The organism is Vreelandella rituensis (assembly GCF_003336665.1).
Lineage (GTDB): Bacteria > Pseudomonadota > Gammaproteobacteria > Pseudomonadales > Halomonadaceae > Vreelandella > Vreelandella rituensis.
The window spans coordinates 24927-47862 of the sequence record NZ_QPIJ01000012.1; the positions used below are offsets into that span (position 1 = coordinate 24927).

General features: G+C 57.2%; 15 protein-coding genes and 1 tRNA gene. 12 read left to right on the plus strand and 4 right to left on the minus strand.

Annotation, left to right across the window (positions count from 1 at the left end):
- Nucleotides 1–34: 34 nt before the first annotated feature.
- Nucleotides 35–2224, minus strand: coding sequence for a TRAP transporter large permease subunit (locus DU506_RS07270; RefSeq protein ID WP_114486274.1), 2190 nt, complete (start codon nucleotides 2222–2224; stop codon nucleotides 35–37).
- 145 nt (nucleotides 2225–2369) lie between these two features.
- Entirely contained in the window at nucleotides 2370–3548 is a 1179-nt protein-coding gene (gene dctP, locus DU506_RS07275; protein WP_235825471.1) for a TRAP transporter substrate-binding protein DctP, read from the minus strand.
- Nucleotides 3549–4514: 966 nt separating this feature from the next.
- Between dctP and DU506_RS07280 the strand changes: the two genes are divergently transcribed.
- The 9 genes from DU506_RS07280 (at nucleotide 4515) to DU506_RS07320 (ending at nucleotide 19095) form a co-directional block, all read left to right on the plus strand.
- A complete protein-coding gene (locus tag DU506_RS07280; RefSeq protein ID WP_114486275.1) occupies nucleotides 4515–5459 on the plus strand; it encodes an NAD-dependent epimerase/dehydratase family protein in 945 nt (314 codons plus the stop codon).
- A 97-nt stretch (nucleotides 5460–5556) separates the two neighbouring features.
- Nucleotides 5557–8361: a bifunctional glycoside hydrolase/polysaccharide deacetylase family protein gene (locus DU506_RS07285; RefSeq protein WP_114486276.1), complete on the plus strand. Its 2805-nt coding sequence runs from the start codon at nucleotides 5557–5559 to the stop codon at nucleotides 8359–8361.
- Nucleotides 8351–12508 (plus strand): tetratricopeptide repeat protein, encoded by a 4158-nt coding sequence (locus DU506_RS07290; protein ID WP_114486277.1) that lies wholly within the window; start codon nucleotides 8351–8353, stop codon nucleotides 12506–12508. Before DU506_RS07285 ends, DU506_RS07290 begins: the two co-directional genes overlap by 11 nt.
- 55 nt (nucleotides 12509–12563) lie before the next feature.
- On the plus strand, nucleotides 12564–13142 hold the full coding sequence (locus DU506_RS07295; protein WP_235825472.1) for a hypothetical protein: 579 nt from the start codon (nucleotides 12564–12566) through the stop codon (nucleotides 13140–13142).
- 7 nt (nucleotides 13143–13149) lie between these two features.
- Nucleotides 13150–14520: a PelD GGDEF domain-containing protein gene (locus tag DU506_RS07300; protein WP_114486278.1), complete on the plus strand. Its 1371-nt coding sequence runs from the start codon at nucleotides 13150–13152 to the stop codon at nucleotides 14518–14520.
- Nucleotides 14507–15490: a HEAT repeat domain-containing protein gene (locus DU506_RS07305; RefSeq protein WP_114486279.1), complete on the plus strand. Its 984-nt coding sequence runs from the start codon at nucleotides 14507–14509 to the stop codon at nucleotides 15488–15490. The genes DU506_RS07300 and DU506_RS07305 overlap by 14 nt, the downstream gene beginning before the upstream one ends.
- Nucleotides 15487–17103 (plus strand): GT4 family glycosyltransferase PelF, encoded by a 1617-nt coding sequence (pelF, locus tag DU506_RS07310; protein WP_114486280.1) that lies wholly within the window; start codon nucleotides 15487–15489, stop codon nucleotides 17101–17103. The genes DU506_RS07305 and pelF overlap by 4 nt, the downstream gene beginning before the upstream one ends.
- Nucleotides 17075–18457, plus strand: coding sequence for an exopolysaccharide Pel transporter PelG (pelG, locus tag DU506_RS07315; RefSeq protein WP_114486281.1), 1383 nt, complete (start codon nucleotides 17075–17077; stop codon nucleotides 18455–18457). The genes pelF and pelG overlap by 29 nt, the downstream gene beginning before the upstream one ends.
- Before the next feature lie 290 nt (nucleotides 18458–18747).
- Nucleotides 18748–19095, plus strand: a complete 348-nt coding sequence (locus tag DU506_RS07320; RefSeq protein WP_220254317.1) for a c-type cytochrome — start codon at nucleotides 18748–18750, stop codon at nucleotides 19093–19095.
- Between the two features lie 132 nt (nucleotides 19096–19227).
- Here DU506_RS07320 and DU506_RS07325 read toward each other — a convergent pair whose 3' ends face one another.
- Together DU506_RS07325 and DU506_RS07330 are read right to left on the minus strand one after the other, a co-directional pair.
- A complete protein-coding gene (locus DU506_RS07325) occupies nucleotides 19228–19734 on the minus strand; it encodes a DUF6647 family protein (RefSeq protein ID WP_114486282.1) in 507 nt (168 codons plus the stop codon).
- A gap of 282 nt (nucleotides 19735–20016) precedes the next feature.
- Nucleotides 20017–20103 (minus strand) — tRNA-Leu (locus DU506_RS07330).
- Between the two features lie 112 nt (nucleotides 20104–20215).
- Here DU506_RS07330 and queA point away from each other — a divergent pair.
- The 3 genes from queA (at nucleotide 20216) to yajC (ending at nucleotide 22863) form a co-directional block, all read left to right on the plus strand.
- Nucleotides 20216–21250: a tRNA preQ1(34) S-adenosylmethionine ribosyltransferase-isomerase QueA gene (gene queA, locus DU506_RS07335; protein ID WP_114486283.1), complete on the plus strand. Its 1035-nt coding sequence runs from the start codon at nucleotides 20216–20218 to the stop codon at nucleotides 21248–21250.
- A gap of 111 nt (nucleotides 21251–21361) precedes the next feature.
- Nucleotides 21362–22480 (plus strand): tRNA guanosine(34) transglycosylase Tgt, encoded by a 1119-nt coding sequence (tgt, locus tag DU506_RS07340; protein WP_114486330.1) that lies wholly within the window; start codon nucleotides 21362–21364, stop codon nucleotides 22478–22480.
- 56 nt (nucleotides 22481–22536) lie between these two features.
- The gene (yajC, locus tag DU506_RS07345) at nucleotides 22537–22863 is read left to right on the plus strand and encodes a preprotein translocase subunit YajC (RefSeq protein ID WP_114486284.1); all 327 of its coding nucleotides are present in this window, start codon (nucleotides 22537–22539) and stop codon (nucleotides 22861–22863) included.
- Nucleotides 22864–22936: the final 73 nt, after the last annotated feature.

Consider the following 22936-nt stretch of genomic DNA (forward strand, 5'->3'; position numbering starts at 1 on the left):
CAAAACGGGCGTTTTTCACAGTGGACAGGATGGATCAGCGATACACGAGATTAGGCAACCACGTGACCAGGCTGGGGAATACTATTACCAGGAACAGCCCCAGTGCCTGAATGCCCAGGAAGGGAAAAGAGGAACGGAAAATCTGCGCCATGGTGATGTGCGGCGGGCATACTCCCTTGATATAGAACAGCGCATAGCCGAACGGCGGGCTGAGAAACGACATCTGCATGTTGACCAGATAAATGACACCGAACCACAGCGACACATTCATCGGTTCCACACCCGACATTCCGAACAGGCCATCGAAGTTCAGCCCCTGGATCAGTGGAACGAAGATAGGCACCGCCAACAGCAGGATACCCACCCAATCGAGGAACATGCCCAGCGCCACCAACAGCACCATCATCAACGCCAGCACCATGTAGGGACTCAGGCCCGCGCCGGAGATCAGTTCCTGAACGAATGTCTGGCCACCCTGCAGGATATAGAAACCCACGAAGATACTCGCCCCAAAGATAATCCACATCACCATGGCCGTGGCCACCAGGGTGGTCATGCAAGCGGCATGCAGGTTAGGCCAGGTGAGACGCCTATGCAGCGCCGCTACCACCAGCGCACCGAAGGTGCCGATACCCGCCGCTTCCACCGGGGTAGCAATCCCGGTAAAGATGATTCCCAGCACCAACATCACCAGAATGATCGGTGCCAGCATGTTACGCAGCAGACGCAGCTTTTCGGTCATGCTCACCCGATCTTCCACCGGCATGGGCGGAGCCAGCTTCGGGTTCAACGTGCCACGCATCCATACATAGAAACCATACATGCCCGCCAGCATCAGACCGGGAATCAGCGAGCCCAGGTAAAGCTCACCCACCGACTGCTGGGCGATGACGCCATAAATGATGGCCAGAATGGAAGGCGGAATCAAAATTCCCAAGGTGCCCCCCGCCATGATCGAACCAATCGCGATTTCCGGGTCGTAATGGCGTTTGAGCATCGCCGGCAACGCGATCAGCCCCATGGTCACCACGGCGGCGCCGATCACCCCGACCATCGCCGCCAGCAGCGTGGAAGCGACGATAGTGGCAATCGCCAGACCCGCCTTGAGACCGCCCATCCATTTGTAGACCACATCAAACAGCTCTTCGATGATGCCGGCCTTTTCCAGCACCGTGGCCATGAAGATGAACAGCGGAATCGCCGATAACTGATAGTTGGTCATCATGGGAAAGATGCGCGACGGCATCAGGTTAAGCATGTTCTGGTCACCCACCAAATACAGGAAGCACACCCCCAGCCCGCCGGTGACGAAGGCCAAAGGCAGCCCAGCCACCAGAACCACCATCAGCGTGCCGAACATCACCAACGTCAGGCCGCCGATACCTACGTTCGAGAGGCTGTTTTCCAGGCTCAGCGCCAAGCTTTCATAGTCAGTCACCGCAATATTGACCATTTCGAACAAGGTCCAGACGGCAATGATCACCCCACTGATTACCAGGACATTGGCAAAGGTCTGGCTGCCCTCATGCAGCTTGCGGTGGTGAAAGAAGGCCTGAATATCTCGGATCAATTGTGCAATACCCTGGAGCAACAGCAACAAGCCCCCGAAGAACAGCATGAATTTCACTGGGTAGTACTGCACGGCCCATTCCGTGAAAGACACTTCATTGGAATAGCTCGACCCAAAGAAATAGGCATCACTGACCGACTGGGAGAAAAACTTCCAACCCGTCGTCAACAAGGCAATCGTGAAGATGAAAAAGAACACCGAGGTCAGCAGATCCAGTGCCGTTTTGTTCAAGGGCTTGGCCCGGCTGTACAGGATGTCCACTCGTACATGCCCACCTTCGCGCAGGGCAAAGGCCCCCGCCAAGAGGTACTGCATGCCGAACATCAATGTCATCGACTCATGCGCCCAATTGGTCGGCGAGTTGAACGCATAGCGCATCAATACTTCATAAGCGAAGACAAAAGGCGCAATCAATGACCAGTAAGCGACGTAACGTCCGAAGAAACCGGAAATACCGTCGATACCGGTAGTGAAGAAATTACCCGGCGCCTTGTAGCCGGTATCGGTTACCAGAACTTCGGGCGTATCGCTTCCGCTGACGGTTTCTCCGCGGCGAAAGCTTCGCTCGACGAAAAACATCACCACCAAAGGAAGAAATATCAGCACCGACCAGTAGAGCCAATGCGGCAAGACGAAATTGATCTCAAGATTCATGGACACTCCTCCGAGAGGCCATCGCCTGTTGGCAATAACCACGGATCAACGAACCGAGGGGATGCTCGATTGGGTCGGGTTAGACACAAACGTTGCCACCCGCAGATGGCAACATTCATGGGTTCCGGCATAAGCTCTCGGCAGGTCAGGCGTTCAGCTGGTAACCCTGGATGTCCTCTTCCGTTATCAGCCCCACCGCCGGGTCCATCATGGTGTCCAGATGGGCTTTGAAAAGCCGCGCGGCATCGGGATCCTTGTTGGCCCACTTGAACCACAGGGGAATAGCCGCTTCGCGGAAGCGAGTGGCATCCTCTTCCGAGAGGTGAATGATCTCCACGCCCTTCTCGCGGTATTTGGGCCATGCTTCAGCGTTGGCTTTCTGAATGGCGGCGTAATGTTCGCGCGAATAAGCCGCCACCAGATCGTGCATCAGATCCTGGGTCTGAGGCGACATCCGCTCGAAGATGCGACGGTTGACGGAAATGTCCATGAGGTCGACGGCCTGGTGCAGGCAAGGCGTCGAAGGCGGCCCCATGATGATGTAGTCGGCCACTTGCCAGAAGCCTAGCTCATAGTTCACCGCCGCCCCGGTATAGTCGGCGGCATCGATGGTGCCCTTTTCCAACGCTGGATAGACTTCGGAGCCCGGCAGCAGCGTGGTACGCGCCCCGATGGCGGCAAACGTCTCGGCCACGATGCCGCCCGGCATGCGGATCTTGATGCCCTTGAAATCATCAAAGCTGCGCAACGGCACCTTGGAGTGAATCAGGTTGAGGTCATGGTGAACGTAGCCCAACAGTTCCTGACCCTGTTTGCGATAAAGGTCCTTGGCAATACCGAAACCACCGTAAGCCCCGAACATAATGTCCCATTGATGCGGCACCGAAAGTCCCATCGGATAAGCGGTCAGGAACACCCCTGCCGGCATCTTGCCGGGCCAGTAGACCGTGAACCAGTTCTGCCCATCCAGCACCCCGTTGCGAACCGCATCGGCAACCTCGAAAGCACCGGCCACAGCCCCGGCCGGGAACGGCTCGATACGTACTTCACCGCCCGTGGCTTCGGCAACACCGGCCGCCCACTTCTCGAATATCCGATACCCCGTGGTGCCTGGCTGCCAGGAAGATTGCATTCGAATCCGAATTCCCTCCTGCGCCTGCACATTGCCAATCCAAGGCGCGGCGACTGCAGCAGCGGAGCCGATAGCCGCGGTCTTGAGGAAATTACGTCGGCTGGGGGTCTTGATTGCGTCGAGAGGGTTTGTGGTGTTGTTGACGGAAATGTCTGAAACGGAAATGTCTGACGGTTTCTTGTCGTTTGGCATGACAGAGACTCCTAATGGAAAAGCACGCCCTCAATACAATAGATAGCAAGTGGCGGCTAAATCTTGTTGTTATCGTCCGTAGACCATCGGGATGTGCGCTTCCCCCTTGGGGTTACCGCACAGTAGAAGTGAATCTCCGTGCTGGGCTGATGGAAATTTCATGAGCACTGGAAAACGCTTCCACAATTAAAGTTAACGAAAAGCCTCAAACTGGCCAATCGAAACATTCAACGCAACCCCTTGCCAGCCAATGGTAAGACCAATTTTTGTTAACAGGTAAATCCGTGCGAATACTGAGAAAACCCTGGCATTACCAATATTCCCAAGGCAAAAATCTACGACTAAAGCGCAACTAAAATGTCTCTGGATTCATAGACCAACCGCAGTAGTTCCTGGGCTTTTGGCATCTTTCTGAGAATTTTTTGGCTTCCATATCACCTGTCCAGCTTCTCATCGCATTCACGGCAGGGCAGCCATACCACCCTCACGAATACCAAGCGCAGAACAGCGTAAACTTTATGTTACGTTCTGCACTGCGTACGCTACACATGGAAATGATTATAAAAATGAACCTGATGGAACGTTCATTGCGTATATCTAGAAATTCAACTCGACTCTATTCCAGTAATTTCCTGTTCATCTAGACAACTTCAGCGATACAAATAAAATTAATATAAATCAGTAACTTAACACCAAGAACACCTCCAAAAACCAGGGATTTTACTTTCAACCATCTTGATCAGGTAATTAGAAACTTAATAAAAAATAACTATTATTAAATAATACTATTTTAATTTAATTAAACATATTTACTGTTTTTAATTAACTAAAAAATTCATATCTGCTGGAGTGATATTTAGTGATGTACTTCAGCAGATACCGAGGTATCGTTAAGGCATCTATCAGGTTAAGTAAAAAACTGTAACAAAAGTTATGCGGCCAACTGAATCACAGGGATGTTTAAATATGAGCAAGGCTAGCAAGCGAGTACTCGTAACAGGTGGCGCTGGTTTCATCGGCTCGCATAGTGTCGAACAATTGCTAGCGAGTGGATATAACGTCTGCGTTCTCGATAACCTATCCACAGGCAAACTCACCAACCTTCCCCACCATGATGGTTTAACTTTCATTAAAGGGGACGTCTGTGATCTTCAGGCTGTAAAAGACGCCATGCAGGGCGCCTCCTACTGTTTGCATCTTGCTGCGCAGGTATCTGTTGTTCGCTCAGTTGAAGATCCATCGAGCTCGGCCCAACAGAATATATTGGGATGCATCAATGTCATGCAGGCTGCACACGAAGCGGGAGTAAATAAGTTAGTTTACGCCTCATCAGCCGCTGTCTATGGCAACCCTCGTCATTTACCGATTGCGGAAACATCGACAGTTTGCCCCCTTTCACCTTACGGCTTAGAAAAATGGGTAGACGAACAGTATGCTGCGTTGTTCCACACCCTATATGGCCTGCCTAGCCTCGGACTGCGTTACTTTAATGTATTCGGTCCGCGACAAGACCCAAAGTCTCCTTATGCCGGTGTTATATCGAAGTTCTTCGACTGCCTGATAAGGAAAACCTCCCCTACCGTTTTTGGCGACGGCAGACAAACGCGTGATTTCATCTTCGTCAAGGACGTCGCTCGAGCCAATATCGCCGCGCTGACCAGCTCTCACCAAGGCGTCTGTAACGTGGCTACCGGAAATCGAGTCGATCTGCTGGCGCTACTGAGCCTGCTGCACGGCGTGACTGGCAACTACCTTCCGGCAGTTCATTTACCAAGTCGTGACGAAGATATCCGTGATTCACAGGGCGATACACAGCGCTCCCGTGCCTGGCTTGACATCCAGCCTCAATGGACACTCAACGAAGGGCTCAAGGCATTGTATACCGCAACCAGTGAAACGCATGCAGCCTAGATTGCAGACTTGATACAAACAACTTCGATAGCTGCCTGACGATAAAAAACATGCCTTATTGCTTGTATAACGCCGTTTGTGACAGTGGGGAAGTGTGATGACCAAGTATATTATCAATTTAGTGCTATGCGTTCTTTTGTGGTCGTCGAGTGCCTCGTTGCTCGCCGCTCCCCAATCTCCGAGCGTGGCCTTTTATTATGGCAACGAAATGCCCGTCGACATGCTTGGTCAGTTCGACTGGGCTGTAGTCGAATCAGCCAACCTGTCACAAACACAGTTTTCCCGTCTGCAACGCCACGGTACCCAAGCCTTCGCCTACGTGAGCCTGGGCGAAGTCGAAGCTTGGCGAAGCCAGGCTGAAGAAGTCCCCCACTCCGTGCTCGTGGCCAGAAACGAGCACTGGAACAGCGCCGTGGCCGACCTGACTCAGCCGGAATGGGCCGACTACATCATCGAGGATCGCATTCGTCCGCTCTGGCAGGCCGGCTATAGGGGCTTATTCCTGGATACCCTCGATAGCTATCGCCTGTTTGCCAAGGAAGAAGCTGCTGCAACTGAACAGCAGGATGCCCTGGTCGGCTTGATCAGGCAGATCCGCCAGACCTTCCCCGGCATCAAGTTGATTCTCAACCGCGGTTTCGAGGTCATGGATCACGTGCACGAGGACGTGGTTGGCGTAGCCGCCGAATCGCTCTATCAGCGCTGGGACCCGAGCACACGGCGTTACGGCGAGGTGCCCGAGGACCATCAGGCCTATCTGCTCGACCAATTTGAGCGCATCCGCGACCGCTATCAGCTGCCGCTCATCGCCATCGATTACGTGCCGCCCAACGAGCGTGACAAGGCGCGGGCCAATGCCCGGCGGATTGCCGAGGCAGGCTTCATCCCCTGGGTCAGCACCCCGGAGCTCAACCAGATGGGCGTGGGCCTGATCGAACCTCTGCCACGCAAGGCATTGATCCTTTATGACAAGTCCCGCACCGAAGATAACGACATGAGTTCCTCCTACGCTCACCGTTATATCGCCATGCCGCTGGAGTACCTCGGCTACGGCGCGGTCTATCAGGATATCAACGAGCCGCTGCCATCCGATCTTCTGCATGGTCGCTATGCAGGCGTGGTCAGCTGGTTCGAGGATGGTCTCGCTCAGGGTGAGCGCTATGAGAAGTGGTTGCTGGGGCAGTTGGAAGCCGGACTGCGTATCGCCATCTTCGGCGAGCCGGGGGTCGAGATGTCCGGTTCGCTGGGGAGGTATCTGGGTATTCGTGACGTTTCACCGGTCGAACCGCAAGGCCTGGTGGTGGTGAATCAGGACGCCATGCTGGGCTTTGAAGGCATGCCTTCCAGCCCTCCCCGCTATCAGGCCGGCTTCAGCCTGTTAAATGACGACTTGCAGGCCCACCTGACCCTGCGTGACGGCAAGGGTAGCGAGTTCGTGCCCATACTGACCGCCCCCTGGGGCGGGGTGGCTGCCTTTCCCTGGATCATACAGCAAGCCATGCCGGAGCAAATGCGCTGGATTCTCGACCCCTTCGCCTTCCTTCAGCAGGCGCTGCAGTTGCCTGTCATGCCAATTGCTGATGCCACTACCGAGAACGGCTCACGCTACTGGATGACTCAGGTCGATGGTGACGCCTTTGTCAGCCGGGGTGACTTCCCGGGCGCCCCGTTCACCGCAGAGATCCTGCTCGAGGAAATTTTTCAGAAGTACCGCGTGCCCACCACGGTCTCCATCATCGAAGGTGAAATCGGCCCCGACGGCATGTATCCCGAGCTTAGCAACCAGCTGGAACCCCTGGCCAGGGCCATCTTTCGCCTGCCCTGGGTAGAAATCGCCACCCACACCCATAGCCATCCCTTCGACTGGCTGAAACTCGAAGAAGGCGATCTCGCCGGCCAAGGGAAAACCAAGGCGGGCTTCAACTACAACCTGCCCATCGAGAATTATCACTTCTCCCTCGAGCGCGAAATCGCCGGCACGACCCGGTATATCAACGAGCGCCTGGCCCCTCCCGGCAAACAGACCACCACCGTTCTCTGGACCGGCGATGCAGTGCCCCCCGAGAAGGCGCTGGCGATCGCCGAGCGTATCGGGCTGAAGAATATCAATGGCGGCAACACCTTCGTCAACAACGACAATCCCACCTTGCTCAACGTCTCGCCGATGCTGCGCCCTCTGGGTGATTACCTGCAGGTTTACGCCCCCCAGATCAATGAGAACGTCTATACCAACGACATGACGGGACCGCTATGGGGTTACCGGCGCGTCATCGAGACCTACAAGCTGACTGACACGCCGCGTCGTCTGAAGCCCATCGACATCTATTACCACTTCTATTCGGCGGCAAGCCCGGCGGCGCTCAATGCACTCGACGATGTGTACCGCTATGTGCTTACCCAACAGACCCTGCCTGTATTTGCCAGCACCTACAGCGAGATCGCCCAGAACTGGTATGACCTCGGCATCGCCCGGCGACTGGATGGCGGCTGGCAGATCCGCGGCGCGACCCAGACACGCACCTTGCGCCTGCCGCGCGCCATGGGCTGGCCCGACATGCAGCGCTCCCAAGGTGTCGTGGGTGTCAGGGAGATTGACCAGGGCCGCTACGTTGCGTTGAGTGGCGATGACCAGGCCACACTGCACCTGTCGCCTCAGGTCCCGCGCACCGCGCATCTTAGGCGTGCCAACGGACGCGTCACTCAGTGGCAGCGCGACCGAAACGGCCATCTGCGCCTGCAACTGGTCGCTTCGCAGGTGCCGCTGGAAGTCGAACTCGGTGGTATCGGTGCCTGTCGCGTGATGGCTCCTCAGGCCCAGCGCAGCCAGACGAACGCCGGAGGGCTCCTGCTGCGCTACCGTGCTAGCGAATCTGGACCCATCGAGGTGAACTGTGAGCAATAAACCAACGCACGATGCCTGGGAAATCTCGCCCAAGCGGCTAATGCCCGCCATGACATTACGCTTTCTTGCGTTGGTCCTGATTCTGGCCCTGGTGCTGCTTTTTCCGGCGAGCCAGCTTCTGACCCTGGGCAATAGCAGCGACGCTACGCCCAGCAGCGTATCGATTTTCTACTCCAGGACGATGCTGCAGGCCAACCCGGACAATCGTGAACTGCGCTTCAGTCTGGCCACGAAACTTGCCCAGGTGGGCGAGATCGAAGAAGCCCGTCAACTGCTCGCCCCGCTGGCCGATGACCCGACCCTCGGCGTTCAGCGGCTCCTGCTGGAACTGGACTGGCAAGGCTACATCGCCCTTACCGAGGACGATGCGCGTCGCTCCCAGTACCACGACGACCTCTCCTTGCGCCTACAGCAGGTCCAGGCGATTCCCGATCTGCCGCTGGATACCATTGCCTCCCTGGCCATGTACTGGCTGGCATTAGGCGAACCGGCCCAGGCCGCAAAGCTATATGAACACTTGGCCACTCAAGACCCCACCAACCGTTACCAGTGGCTATCCCTGGCCGGCCAGTGGTGGCTCAAGGCAGGCTACCCCGAGCGCTCGGCAAAAGCCTGGCATGGCGCTTTCGAGGCCGCAGAGGCTCAACCCCAAGCCAGTCTGTTGCACTGGTTCATCCCCTCCGCTTTGGCTCAGAGCGACAGCCGCCGCGACGCCGCACTAGCAGCATTGAATGCCGCCCAGCAGAGCCAGGGAGCAAGCGCATTGGAGTATGCGCGGCGATTCATTACTCATTACCCGAGCGACCCCGAGTTTCTGAACATTGGCATCAGGATTGCGCTGGCGCAGAACCAGCCCCTGCAGGCGTTGGAATGGTCTCATCGTTATCTTGAAGGCAGGACCGACGATCTGCAGGCATTGGAACGCCATGCCAATATTGCCCTGGCGGCCGGCCAACCCGCCGAAGCGGCTTCATATTTCGAACGCCTCGCCGAACAGGATCCGGACAACCGCTACCACTGGCTATCGCTCGCCGGTGAATGGTGGCTCAAGGCCGGTGATCCCGAGCGCTCGGCGAAGGCCTGGCGTGACGCCTTCGATGCTGTAGAAGCAGAAGCAGAGCCACCGGACCTAGGCCTGATCGGATGGCTCATACCTTCCGCTCACGCCGCCGTCGACACGTCCGCTGCATCACGCCGTCGTAATGCGGCGCTAGCCGCTCTACAGGCAGCGCGCCAGAGCCTGACCCCTGACACCATGACCTACGTCCGAGAATATGTGGAGTATTACCCCCAGGATACGGAGATCCTGGATGTCGCGATCCAGATCGCCCTGGCTCTCGATGAAGCCGAACAGGCAATGACATGGTCCAGTAACTACCTGCGTCTCAACCCACAAGAGAGCCAAGCCCAAGAGCGCCATGTCAACATTGCCTTCGCCTTGGGACTTGTACAAGAGGCGGCGACCATCCTGACCCAGCTGGTTGAAGCCAATCCCGCTAATGTCGATTACCGCCAGCGGCTGGCCCAGGCCCAGCGCTGGGCCGGACAGCCTCAGGCGGCACTGAAAAGCTACGAATATCTGGCGACCCTGAATGGGGATCCTTATTATGACACCCAGGTCATCGATATTGCCCAAAGCCTCAATGACCGCCAAACCACATTGACTGCCCTGGTCCGTATTGGTAACCGCCAGCCTCTCGATGACCGCCAGCGCCGCCTGCTCGTCGACCTGTATTACGATCTGGGCGAACCCGAAAGGGCCATTGCTCAGATTCAAGAATGGATTGACAGCGGCCCGACGACGCGTGACCTCTGGGTACGCATGGCGACATGGCAGGAGCAGACCGGCGAGCTCGAGGCCGCGCTCGCCAGCTGGCAGCGCATCGCGAATCACTTCGGCAATGATGTGCAGGAAACCTATGCCCGCAGCCGCCTGCAAACCAAGCTCTGGCAACTGCCCGAAGCCCTGGCCACGTTGCAGATATTGGAACAACCCCCGGCGAGCAACGACGACACAACCCAAGACTACTGGAACATGCTCGGCGAACTGTCTTGGCACATGTTCGATGTCGAGTCGAGCAGCGACGCCTATCAGCAGCTCTACCGTGCCGGCACTCTAGACGAAGAGTATTATCCGCGCCTGATTCAAAGCATGGCCGAATCCGGCAACATCGAAATGGCCATGCAGGTCGTTCGGGAAGACTGGCAGGCGCGTCGTCAGCCCGACACCGTGATCCAGATGCTGGACGCGGCACAGCGCCAACAGCGCACCGACATGATCCACGAGCTGTTCGAGATGACCCGGCACGATCGTGCCCGCTTCGCCGACTCGGCCGACTACTGGTGGATCTACGCCGAGCAACGGCTCGCCCTCCATGATATCGACGGTGCACGCCAGGCCTACTTGAAGGCGCTGGCCCTGGCACCCGGAAATACCGGCCTGCGCGCCGCCCTCATCTATACGCTAGTGCAGAATCAGCGTGATCTAGAGCTACGTCGCTATCTATCCCAGTGGGGCTCAAGCGCCCCGGGCGATGCCGACTTGCTGGCCGCCTTCGCCGCCGGTTACAGCCAGCTGGGCGACAGCCGACAAGCCTTGCACTGGTACGACCTTGCGCTGCGCGCGGCGCCCGATAATTACCTGCTGATGCTGGATTACGCCGATGCACTCAGCCGGGTACGGCATCACGATTCAGCGCTACGCTTACGTCGCCATGCCCTGCTCGAGCTGCGCCCGAGGCTGCAAGCCGAATTGCAGGACGCCTCTCAGCTGTCGCCCGAACGCAAACGCGAGCAGGCCCGCGTTATCGCCGTGCAGACGTCGCTACAGGGTCCCGACAGCAGCCGCGACTGGCTGCAGGCCGTCATGACCCACGATACGCTCGGCAGTGAAGACAGCGCCTGGTTGTTCGACAGCTACATGGCCCAGCAGCAACCGGCCTATGCCCGCTATTGGCACCTGCGCGCCCAGTGGCAGCGCCAATCCACACCACAATGGCAACAGCTGGCAGTCGCCATGCAGCGTAACGATCACGCCGCCCTGCAGCGTCTACTGAGCTCCCAGGCCGGTGGCAATCTCTCCACCGGAGATCGTATCGAAGCGCTGAACCGGCTCGGCCATCGGGAACAGGCGCTGTCCCTGGCTCTCGACCACAGCGACGAAGAAACGGGGTACCTGAGACGGGCGGCCGAACTGACCAACGAGATGCCCAATCGCGCCGGCGTTCAGCTGGAAACGGCACAGGTCGGCGATATCGACATCATCTCTAGTAGCACCCTTCTGCAGTTCAGCGATGAGCGACTCTCCACGACCCTCGAGCTGGGTCAGCGACGCTTGAGCGACAGCGGCATTTACGCCGAGATCGACGGCCTCCAGGACGAGCGCTTCGCCCGCCTGAGCCTGGCGCGGCGCCAACGACGCGGCCAGACCAGCGTCACGCTGGGCGCCCTCGACACCCAGGCCGAGACCGCCTTCCAACTAAGTGGCCAACAGGAATGGCAATTCACGACCCGCCTGGGCGGCTCGCTGTTCGCCGACTACAACGCCCTGAGCGAGGAAACCGATCTGCTACGTGCGCTGGGCGTCCGCGACCAGCTCGGCGCCACCCTCGACTGGCGCCTCACCGCGCGAGATTCCGCCAGGCTGAGTGGCGCCTATACCGAATTCCATTCTCGGGAGTCGCGCAACAAGCTCGCCGACGGCTATCGCCTGGAGGCCGATCTTACCCACGCCCTGATAAGCGGGGCCACTCGCCAGGTGCTGGTGCGACTGCTGGGCAGCACCGAGCACAATACGCTGGCCAGCCAGCTACCCGCTGATGTCGCCTCGCGCGTCCCGGCAGATACCCGAATGGATGCCCTGGTGCCCGAACGCTATTCCTTCGTCGGTGCGGGGATTTCGCTGTCGCGTGGCGAACCGGGTAGCCCCTACCCGCTTGTCGCCTCACCGCGCTATAGCCTCGACCTGGATGCCGGCTACGTCATGCCCGACAACCAGTTCGGCATGAACGCCAATCTCAGTATCGGCACACGGCTATTCGGTAGCGATGAGCTCAGCCTACATCTGGGGGTGAATCAGAGCGGCGATGCCGCTCGCTCGAACACCTTTAACGCCATGCTCAAGTATCAGTTTTTTCTGGGACGCTAGTGCCTAGCGAACCTGAGGGTGCAACAACGCGTGAAGACACGCAGGGGAGAAAGTGATGACGATGACCAAGCTACAACGACTGTTTCAACCAGGGCGCGCGCAGGTTCAACTAGGGCGCGCGCAGGTGCTGGCCATGTTACTGACGCTGGTGCTGCTGTCCGGCTGTGCCGTCACCGATGTGCATCGCGGCGATGCGCTTCAGGCCCAGGCTCGCTGGATCCAGCTGCCGATAGCCAACTATGCGGAAACGCCTCTGGCAGGCCAGCGGGCGGAATCGATCCTGGCGACGCTGCTGCATAGCCAAGGCATCGCTTCGCTGGGCCGTTACGCACCATCCGAGTCGGGGGGCCTGCTGGATTTCAACGCCGACAGCATCTATCAGGAAGCGCTGGACTCGGCTCGTTCCGAGGGTTACCGCTACGGCGTCACCGGCGCGGTCGAGGAGTGGCAATACAAGGCTGGACTGGATGGTGAACCCGCGGTGGGCATCAGCCTCAGGGTGGTGGATATCGCCTCCGGCGACACCCTGTGGAGTGCCTCGGGCGCACGCACCGGCTGGGGTTACAGCACCGCCAGCGGTACCGCACAGAAATTGATGGCTGACATGATCGGTGACCTGCCGGTTCAGAAGTGAGGCAAGCATGGCCACACAGATAGACGACATTCGTTACCAACCGCCGCCCAGGCGTACTCGCGTACTGGAAAGCGCACTGCTGACCCTGACCCTGCCGGTTATCGGTTGGATGTTTCACCGGCAAGATCCGCTGTTTCTCGACAGCGACTTTACCTGGTTGATCATCGCGCCGCTGCTCGCCGGTATCCGCTATGGCTTCGTGTACGGATTCTCCAGTGCGCTGGTTACCGTCGCGCTGATGATAGTCGTGTCGCAGGGGTGGCTCGCGATACCGGAAACGCCCCTCCCCGTGCCCTATGCGGCCGGTATCATTCTTATTGGCATGATCGCCGGCGAGTTTGCCGACATCTGGCAACGGCGTCTGATGCAGATGGGAATCATGAATACCGCCCAAGCGACCCGGCTCGAGGAGTTCGTACGCCACTACCACCTGCTGCGGGTCTCCCACGATCAATTGGCCGAGCGTCTCGCTGCTACACCGCATACCCTACGCGACTCCTTGTTGCAGCTCGCCGAGCGCTTCCCTCAGCTGGCACCGACGGAGGATTTTCTTAAGCGATATGCGGGGGAGATTCTGGCTTTTTTTGGCGTCCACGGCAAAGTGCAGCAAAGCGCCCTGTACCGCGTGGAAGACGACGGCAGGCTAGGCTCTGACCCTCTGGAAACCTATGGTGGTACTCCAGCGACTCCCGTCTCCCCCGGTCACGCCATGATTCGCGCCTGCCTGCAGCAGCATCACATGATCTGCTTGAAAAGCGAAATGACCCGGGGTGTTAACGAGGATCAGGACATCCTGCTGGCAGTGGTGCCGCTGATCGACGTGAATGACCGGATCTGGGCCATTGTGACCATTACCGAGATGCCTTTCATCGATTACCACCGTGGCCAATTGCACCTCCTATCGGTACTCGGAGCAAGCTTGGGGGATCTTATTCATACCGCTTGCGAGCGTCAGTCAGCCAATGAAAAGACTGCCCGTGAACAATTTATCGCCTTGCTCAAACGCTGGATCAGGCACGCTCAACGCTACAAGGTTCATTCCTTGCTAATCACCTTGAAGCTGTCCGAGCATACTTCCGATGAACTACTCAGGAAAATCCATGCACTGGCATACGATCAGTTACGCGTTCTTGATGCCAGCTGGGTGCAGGCTGATAACACCGGTTCTCAGCGCATACATATTCTGCTGCCCCTTACCAATAAACAGGGCGCCAAGCCTTACTGTCAGCGCTTGGCTACCCTCCTGCAAGAACGCTACAGCACCAATGCCACTGACGGCGACTTTGTCTTCAAGTACCAGTTGATCGACGGCACACTGCCTGCCAGCACGCTATTGCGAGGCCACAGTCAACAGGAAAGTCAGCATGGCTTGGCGTAGTTTGCTGGCACTGGCCTGTCTTGGGCTGGGGTTAGTCTGCGAAACAATGGCGTTGCATAACGCCGTCAACCTATCGGCTGAAGTAGCGCTCATCCTGCATGGGCTGGCTACTTCGTTATTGACACCAGGCATTTATTTCTTGCTGCCCGAACGTTATCGATACCCTAAGCCGGGTGCCCTGGCCTTTATTGGTAGCAGTATTCTATTTCTTCCGGGTCTAGGTGTGCTTGGCATGCTGGTTGCGCTCCTGCCGGGACTTTACCTTGCGCGCATCCGACGCGCCTCTGAGTGGGCCCCGTTGGAAAGACCCGACCTGCCCTTCCGCCCTGTCTTGTCAGCAGCCCCTGAAAGTGCCGTCATGCGGGATGGCCTGGCGGCAGTACTAGCCCACTTCGACGACCCAAGGCAGCGCCAGGACGCCATTACTGCCTGCCGTCACCTGCCTCACCGTCAAGCCATTCCCTTGCTGCAGCAAGGGTTGACCGACGTAAACGATGAAGTTCGTCTGTTGGCCTACGCCATGCTCAATACCACCGAGCGGGAACTTGATAGCCGAATTCAGGAAATGGAAGCCGCTAGTGTTGCCGATTCTCATGGCCATCGCTCCGAGGCGCTGGCCGAGCTGTACTGGGACTACGGCTACCTTGGCCTCGCCCAGGGCAGCACGGTCAAGCATTTACTTGACTGCGCTCTGGAACATATCGATCAGGCCATTGCCTGTCGGCCCACCGCACAGCGCTGGCTGCTGCGAGGCCGTATCTGTCGCAAGCAAGGTCATTATGATGCCGCTCAGGTCGCCTTTGATCATTGTGAGCGACTTGGATTGAGCGATGATGATTTGGCACCGCAACGGGCCGAACTCGCCTTTCTTCGCCGGCGCTTTGCAGAAGTGTCTGTAGAGTTACGACGCTTGAGCAAAGACGCGGCCACACAACCGCCCCTAGGTTCCATCGTGGAGTACTGGCAATGAGCTGGCCTAGATTAGAAAAAAGTGACGTCCCTGCTGATGTCACGCTATTGCTTGAAGGAACCTATCCGATGGTGCGCGGAGGAGTGGCCGGCTGGATCGACCAGTTGATTCGTGGTCTGCCGGAACTGCGCTTTGCAGTGGTGTTTCTGGGTAGCCGTGAAGATAACTATGACGGCATTCTCTATGAGCTTCCCTCCAACATCGTGCATTTGGAATGCCACTATTTGATGCAGGCGAAAGACGACAACAGTGCTCCTGCACAGCATGAAGGTAACCCGGCGGCGTTCAGGGCCAGTGATGCCCTGCATGACTATTTCCGTACCCCACAACAACAAGACGCCAAAGAACCCCTGTGTGCCATGGCCCGGCTATTGGGCAAGAAAAATGGTATATCCCACGAAGATTTCCTTTACAGCCGGCAGGCGTGGCAGCAGATCGTCAATTATTACCGCCGCTATTATTCCGACCCGTCTTTCGTCGATTACTTCTGGTCGGTGCGCAACATGCATTCGCCGATCTTCCTGCTCGCGCGTATCGCCCAGCAACTGCCTCCCAGCCGCTGCCTACACGCCATTTCTACCGGTTATGCCGGCTTTCTGGGGGCGCTGGCGCACCACATTCACGACTGTCCCTTCATCGTTACCGAACACGGCATCTATACCAAGGAGCGCAAGATCGATCTTGTCGAAGCGTCCTGGATCAAGAGCCATGACGATGTGCTAACTCACGGGTTCCGCCACGATACCGGCTACATCCGCAACCTGTGGATACGTTTCTTCAGTGGCCTCGGCCGGCTGGCCTACTCCGCCGCCAATCCGATCACCACACTCTACGACGGCAATCGGGAACGCCAAATCGCTGACGGCGCCCGACCTGAGCGCACCCTGGTCATTCCCAACGGGATCCGTATCGAACGATTTCGTCCTTTGCGCGGGCAAACCGCAGCTAACACGCGCCCCATCGTTGTACTGCTCGGGCGCGTCACGCCAATCAAGGACATCAAAACCTTCATCCGTGCCATGCGTCAATTGTGCATGCAGTTACCCGAAGCCGAAGGCTGGATCGTCGGCCCAGACACGGAAGATCGCCAGTATGCCCAGGAGTGCCGTGACCTGGTGGAGCAATTCAAGCTGACCGACAAGGTAAAATTTTTGGGCTTTCAACGCACCGAGGACATCATGGCGCAGGCTCGCCTGGTCGTGCTCACGTCGATCAGCGAGGCGCAGCCATTGGTGGTTCTCGAAGCCATGGCCGCCGGTTTACCTGTCGTGTGCACCGATGTTGGCTCCTGTTACGAATTGGTGCATGGCGCCCCTCGCACTGCGAGCACCCAGGCCTCTAGTAGCCCAGCAAAAGAGGGCGCGGCGGGCCTTACAGTACCCATTGCCGACCCCAGCGCCATGTCCCATGCCATGTACTCCCTACTGAGTGATGCCAAGGCCTGGCAGACCTCACGCGATGCCGGTATCGAACGCGTGGAAGCGCAATATACGGAGCAGTTGATGCTTGAGCGCTATCGCCGGATGTACCAGGAGACCCAGGCCGAACAGAGCGTTCGCCCAACTATCCCCAAGGAGACAGGCGATGGCCGGCATCGGATTCGAGCTTCGTAAACTCTTACGCAAGGAAAGCTATTTCGGGCTGTTGCATGCCTACGGTTATGCCGGGGTGATCAGCTCGGGGCCTTGGGTGCTGTCGATCCTGGCCGTGATGGCGTTGGGTCTGCTATCGGTGGGCAGCGCCCAGGGCGAGGCACGCCATGTGACCCAGTTCCTGGTTTCGGTAACCTATCTAGTGGCCGGCTCACTCGTCCTGACCGGCCTGGTCCAGCTGCTATTCACCCGCTTCGTGGCGGACCGGCTTTTCGAGCACAGAAATCAGGTCATTCTGCCCAACCTAATCGGCTTGTTGACTGGCATCAACGCAATAGCCGGTGTGCTGGGCCTGGGTATCCTCCTCCTGCTGTTCAATGGCACTTCACTGATCTATCGCATCGAGATGCTGATCGGCTTTGTCCTGCTATGCAATATCTGGTGTATCACGGTCTTCGTGTCAGGCATGAAGTCCTACCGCCAGGTACTGCTGGCATTCTTTCTCGGCTACGGAGCCACCCTGGTGCTGGGCCTGCTACTGCGTCGCTTCGCCCTGGAGGGATTGCTCGGTGGATTCATCCTCGGTCAGGCGCTATTGCTGTATACCCTGCTGTTCATGGTGCTGCGCGACCATCCCGGCGAGCGTATCTTTGCCTTCGACCTGCGGCGCGCCAGCCAGACCCACCGCTCACTGATGCTGAGCGGCCTGTTCTACAACCTCGGCATTTGGGTCGACAAGCTGGTGTTCTGGTACAACCCCAATACCTCTGAGGCCATCATCGGTCCGCTACGTGCCTCACCGATCTACGACCTGCCCATCTTCCTCGCCTACCTGTCGATCCTGCCTGGCATGGCAGTCTTTCTGGTGCGCATGGAAACCGACTTCGCCGAACGCTGTACCGCCTACTACGACGCCGTGCGCGATGGCGGAACGCTCGAGCATATCGACCATTTGCTCGGGCGCATGGTGGATAGCGTTCGTCAGGGCATCTACGACATCTTCAAGATCCAGGGCATCACCGTGGCCTCGCTGATTCTGGTTGGCCCCACACTGATCGCGTGGCTGGGGTTCTCGCCCTACTACGTGCCGCTGTTCAACATCGACATCGTCGCCGTCGGCATCCAGGTGCTATTCATGGCGATCCTCAACGTGCTGTTCTATCTCGACAAACTTAGGCTTGCACTATGGCTTTGTCTGCTTTTTGTCGTCTCTAACCTGGTTCTCACGATAATCAGTCAGTATCTAGGAGCCGCTTTCTACGGCTATGGGTACGCCCTCTCGTTACTGATTTGTTCGTTGACGGGTCTGGTACTCCTTGATCGTGAATTTCAGCAATTGACGTATAAAACTTTTATGCTGCAGAAAGGGTTTTAGACTCTATCCGAATGTCGACAAGCGACGGTCAGACAAGGCAAATATCAGATTTGAATAAGTAATTTTATTTTTACCCATATCTAACGATGTGTTTGGCTGCCTCGCTATACGATAGTGGGCAGCAGCCATGACCATTCTTTTCTCAGCCCTATAAGCCGCCCAAAAATGGGCGGCCTTTTTATTGAAGGGGTCATAGGACTGGTCTAAGTTTCAATAGGTGGTAATGCAATGCGGTTTGGTACTATCAAACAATAACCGCTGACCCTGTTTGGCAAGGTGAGGATAAAGACATGAAAACAGCATTGATTACATTGGCATTAAGTGGAGTTTTCTTGGGTTCTTTCTCGGCATCGGCAGACATGCATGCTGACATGCAACAACTGGCGGAGGAGAAACAGTGCCTGAGCTGCCATGCCAGAAAGGACGATACACCGAGGGCGCCTGGTTTCAGCAGCATCGCGGCAAAATACTCAGGAACTGAGATGAAGAGCTATCTGGTCGAAGTCATACTGACTGGAGGCGAAGCGCATTGGGGATCTGCTGCCATGCCGGAAGCCGGTGAACGCGCTGAAGTGAGCGAGGAAGAGGCCGAGCAACTGGTCGACTGGATCTTGAGCATGCACAAAGGCGACGACTAACCATTCAGTCCGAGAGACCTGTTCCGACAAACAACAGATAAACGCTTTGGCTGAAATTCAAGCGGGCAGGGGCTCACCGATCTCGCCCAGCAGGGTTGGTTGAGCCTTTTTGTGAGACCAAACAGCTAGCCCTTAGCGCTGACACGAGCCAATAATGCGCAGAGTGCGCTCGTCGATACCGAGCGCTTCCAGCGGTTCGGAGATACCTTTTTCCTTTAACCATAGGGCCTGGAGCGTCACCGCTTCTCCCTCAAGTTGGTCGCGACATTGCACCTGCAGGTGGGCATTGTTGGCGAGTTGGACATGGTGAACGACCTCGTGCAGGAGATAGCTGGCGTCAACGAGATTATCGAGGTCACAGTCACTGTCCAAGTAAATGATTGGATTCTCCGGGTCGTAGATACCACGAATCAGCGGTACCTGATGCGAGGCGAAACCCGGATAACAGCGTTGCCGAAGGGTCTCCTGATCTTGGAACTCGACGGGTGGCGGCTCAGGCGCAGCGTAGTCGGTATGCGCAGCCACCCATGCCGTCATGGTTGTTGCGAGACCCACTACCCGACCGGCTCGGACATCCTCCGCCTCCACTGTGCTGAGCGATAGCACGAGCAGGATACACAGCAGTAGGCTACGAAGCATGGCGCACACCCCCAACTTGGCCTAAACAAGAAGAGCCCTCATTATCACCAACGGCCCCACATGCGTACGCCTATCCATTTCAAGCTATACAGGCAACTCTGGAACAACAAACAGAAAGCTTAATCCGCTCCTTGTCAGAATCCGCTCTGAACTTTTCAGAGGCTACAAGTATGCGCTGAAAATCGAGATGAACAAAAAGTGGACAGATTCAGATATTCAGAAAGGGGAAAACAGGAATTTCAGGCACAAAAAAAGACGCATAAGCGTCTGATTTTGAAATATTGGTGCCGGTGGTCGGACTCGAACCGACACACTGTTTCCAGCGGCGGATTTTGAATCCGCTGCGTCTACCAATTCCGCCACACCGGCAACGGTTGCGTATTATACGTAGGCAGCCGGAGAGGTCAATCACAAATGCTGACTTTGGCGAGGTTAATCGCTATCCTATGCCGCCCGATTCATTCCAAGAGTCCCTTTTTTCATGCAGCGTGCCGATTTCGATTACCCGCTTCCCGAGGAGCTGATTGCCCGCTATCCCTCCGAGAGCCGCAGTGACTGTCGCCTTTTATGTGTGGACGGCCCTTCGGGCGAGCTGGCCCATCGGCGCTTTCCCGACCTGTTGGAATTGCTGGCGCCGGGCGACTTGCTGGTGTTCAACGACACCCGCGTGATCCCCGCGCGCCTGCACGGCCACAAGGCCAGTGGCGGCAAGGTGGAAATGTTGCTTGAACGCCCGCTGGATGCGCATCGAGGGCTTGCGCATATCCGTTCGAGCAAGTCGCCCAAGCCGGGGACCGAGCTGATTTTCGAAGGCGATATCCATGCCATCGTGGAGGGCCGCCAAGAAGCGCTGTTCGAGCTGCGCTTTTTGGGCGAGACGCCGTTGATCGACCTGCTGGAGCGCCACGGCCACATGCCGTTGCCGCCTTATATTACCCGCGAGGATGAACTCAGCGACCGTGAGCGTTACCAGACCGTCTATGCAAGGCGCGATGGTGCCGTGGCCGCTCCCACCGCCGGGTTGCATTTCGATCAGCCGCTGCTCGATGCGTTGAAGGAAAAAGGCATCGAAAGCGCTTTCGTCACGTTGCACGTAGGGGCCGGCACCTTCCAGCCGGTGCGCGCCGATGACATTACCCAGCATCACATGCACAGCGAATGGATCGAAGTGAACGAAGACGCCTGCCGCCAGGTGAGAGCTGCTCAGGCAGGTGGCAAGCGCGTGGTCGCCGTGGGCACCACCAGCGTGCGTTGCCTGGAAAGTGCCTGCCTGAAAAGCCTGGATGGGAATATAGCGCCTTATAGTGGCGATACCGATATTTTCATTTATCCGGGTTATGAATGGCGCTGCGTGGATGCTCTGATCACCAACTTTCACCTGCCTGAATCCACCTTATTGATGCTGGTGGCCGCCTTTAGCGGTTACGACAGCATGATGGCCGCTTACCGGGAAGCCGTCGCCAAGCGCTACGCCTTCTTCAGTTATGGTGATGCCATGTTTCTTAGTCGCCGCTGAACGTTTTACAAGCGCTTTTTCCAGATTTTAACGATCCTTTTTTAACGTTTTTCTTTTAACGACCCTTTTAGTCCTAGAGGGCAAGAGACCCCCATGCGAAATGATTGTTTTATGCGCTTCGAGCGTCTGGCCGACGATGGCCGTGCACGTCGCGGCCGCCTGCACTTTCCGCGCGGCACCGTGGAAACCCCGGCATTCATGCCGGTTGGCACTTACGGTACCGTCAAAGGCATGACGCCTGACTCAGTGAAAGAGATTGGCGCGGAGATCATTCTCGGCAACACCTTTCATCTCTGGTTGCGGCCCGGCACCGAGGTCATCGAAGCCCACGGCGACTTGCATGACTTCGCTCAGTGGGACAAACCGATTCTGACCGATTCCGGCGGTTTTCAGGTCTTTTCCCTGGGAGAAACGCGCAAGATCACCGAGCAAGGTGTTCATTTTCGCTCACCGGTGGATGGTGCCAAGGTATTCATGGGGCCGGAAGAGTCGATGTCCGTACAACGCTCCCTGGGGTCGGATGTAGTGATGATCTTCGACGAATGCACGCCCTACCCGGCGACATTCGATGAAGCGGAAAAGTCGATGGAGCTTTCGCTACGCTGGGCCAAGCGCTCATACGATGCGCATGGAAACTCGCCTTCCGCGCTGTTCGGCATCATCCAGGGCGGCATGCATCCTGAGCTGCGTGAGCGCTCGCTGAAAGGCCTTCTCGAGATTGGCTTTGACGGCCTGGCGATTGGCGGGCTTTCCGTGGGCGAGCCCAAGGAAGAAATGATCAAGGTGCTCGACTATTTGCCCGACTGGATGCCCGACGAAATGCCGCGCTACCTGATGGGCGTGGGCAAGCCCGAAGACCTGGTGGAAGGTGTGCGGCGTGGTATCGACATGTTCGATTGCGTCATGCCGACACGCAACGCCCGCAATGGTCACTTGTTCACCGCTGAAGGCACTGTCAAGATTCGCAATGCCAAGCATCGCTTTGATACGCGGCCACTTGAAGAAGGATGCGACTGCCATACCTGCAAGCATTTTTCCCGTGCCTACCTCCATCATCTGGACCGCTGCAACGAAATGCTCGGTTCGATGCTCAATACCGTTCACAATTTGCGCTACTATCAACGCGTCATGGCTGATTTGCGCGCGGCTATCGAAGCGGGTACATTGACGAACTTCGTGGAAGGCTTCTACGCTCGGCGCGGCATGCCTGTGCCCCCCGCCCCGAATTGACCACAGCCACTCACTTTATCGCACTATTTCATTCCCTCAATCAGGAGCTCGTTTCAATGCTGGATTTCTTCATTTCCCCAGCCCTTGCCCAGGATGCCCCCGGCGGCGGCGGCATTGCGCAAATTGTCATGCTGGTCGGTTTCGTGGCGATCTTCTACTTCCTGCTGTGGCGCCCCCAGGCCAAGCGGGCCAAGCAACACAAGCAGCTGATCAGTGGTTTGGCCAAAGGCGATGAAATCGTTATCGGCGGTGGTGTTGTGGGCCGTGTCACCAAGGTGGGCGATGAGTTCATTACGCTGGAAATCGCCGAGGGCACCGAAGTCAACGTGCAGAAAAATGCCGTGGCCGCCGTATTGCCCAAAGGCACCATCAAGTCCATCTAAACACCTCTTCCCCCCTGCCGAACCTAGTGCCAGCCACCCCGGCAGGGGTGGAAATGGTCTGAGATGGTGACCT

What these genes read in the sequence shown, in the direction of transcription:
- DU506_RS07270 (WP_114486274.1), bottom strand. Translation starts at nt 2,224, where the DNA reads ATGAATCTTGAGATCAATTTCGTCTTGCCGCATTGGCTCTACTGGTCG.
- dctP (WP_235825471.1), bottom strand. Translation starts at nt 3,548, where the DNA reads ATGCCAAACGACAAGAAACCGTCAGACATTTCCGTTTCAGACATTTCC.
- DU506_RS07280 (WP_114486275.1), top strand. Translation starts at nt 4,515, where the DNA reads ATGAGCAAGGCTAGCAAGCGAGTACTCGTAACAGGTGGCGCTGGTTTC.
- DU506_RS07285 (WP_114486276.1), top strand. Translation starts at nt 5,557, where the DNA reads ATGACCAAGTATATTATCAATTTAGTGCTATGCGTTCTTTTGTGGTCG.
- DU506_RS07295 (WP_235825472.1), top strand. Translation starts at nt 12,564, where the DNA reads ATGACGATGACCAAGCTACAACGACTGTTTCAACCAGGGCGCGCGCAG.
- DU506_RS07300 (WP_114486278.1), top strand. Translation starts at nt 13,150, where the DNA reads ATGGCCACACAGATAGACGACATTCGTTACCAACCGCCGCCCAGGCGT.
- DU506_RS07305 (WP_114486279.1), top strand. Translation starts at nt 14,507, where the DNA reads ATGGCTTGGCGTAGTTTGCTGGCACTGGCCTGTCTTGGGCTGGGGTTA.
- pelF (WP_114486280.1), top strand. Translation starts at nt 15,487, where the DNA reads ATGAGCTGGCCTAGATTAGAAAAAAGTGACGTCCCTGCTGATGTCACG.
- pelG (WP_114486281.1), top strand. Translation starts at nt 17,075, where the DNA reads ATGGCCGGCATCGGATTCGAGCTTCGTAAACTCTTACGCAAGGAAAGC.
- DU506_RS07320 (WP_220254317.1), top strand. Translation starts at nt 18,748, where the DNA reads ATGAAAACAGCATTGATTACATTGGCATTAAGTGGAGTTTTCTTGGGT.
- DU506_RS07325 (WP_114486282.1), bottom strand. Translation starts at nt 19,734, where the DNA reads ATGCTTCGTAGCCTACTGCTGTGTATCCTGCTCGTGCTATCGCTCAGC.
- queA (WP_114486283.1), top strand. Translation starts at nt 20,216, where the DNA reads ATGCAGCGTGCCGATTTCGATTACCCGCTTCCCGAGGAGCTGATTGCC.
- tgt (WP_114486330.1), top strand. Translation starts at nt 21,362, where the DNA reads ATGCGCTTCGAGCGTCTGGCCGACGATGGCCGTGCACGTCGCGGCCGC.
- yajC (WP_114486284.1), top strand. Translation starts at nt 22,537, where the DNA reads ATGCTGGATTTCTTCATTTCCCCAGCCCTTGCCCAGGATGCCCCCGGC.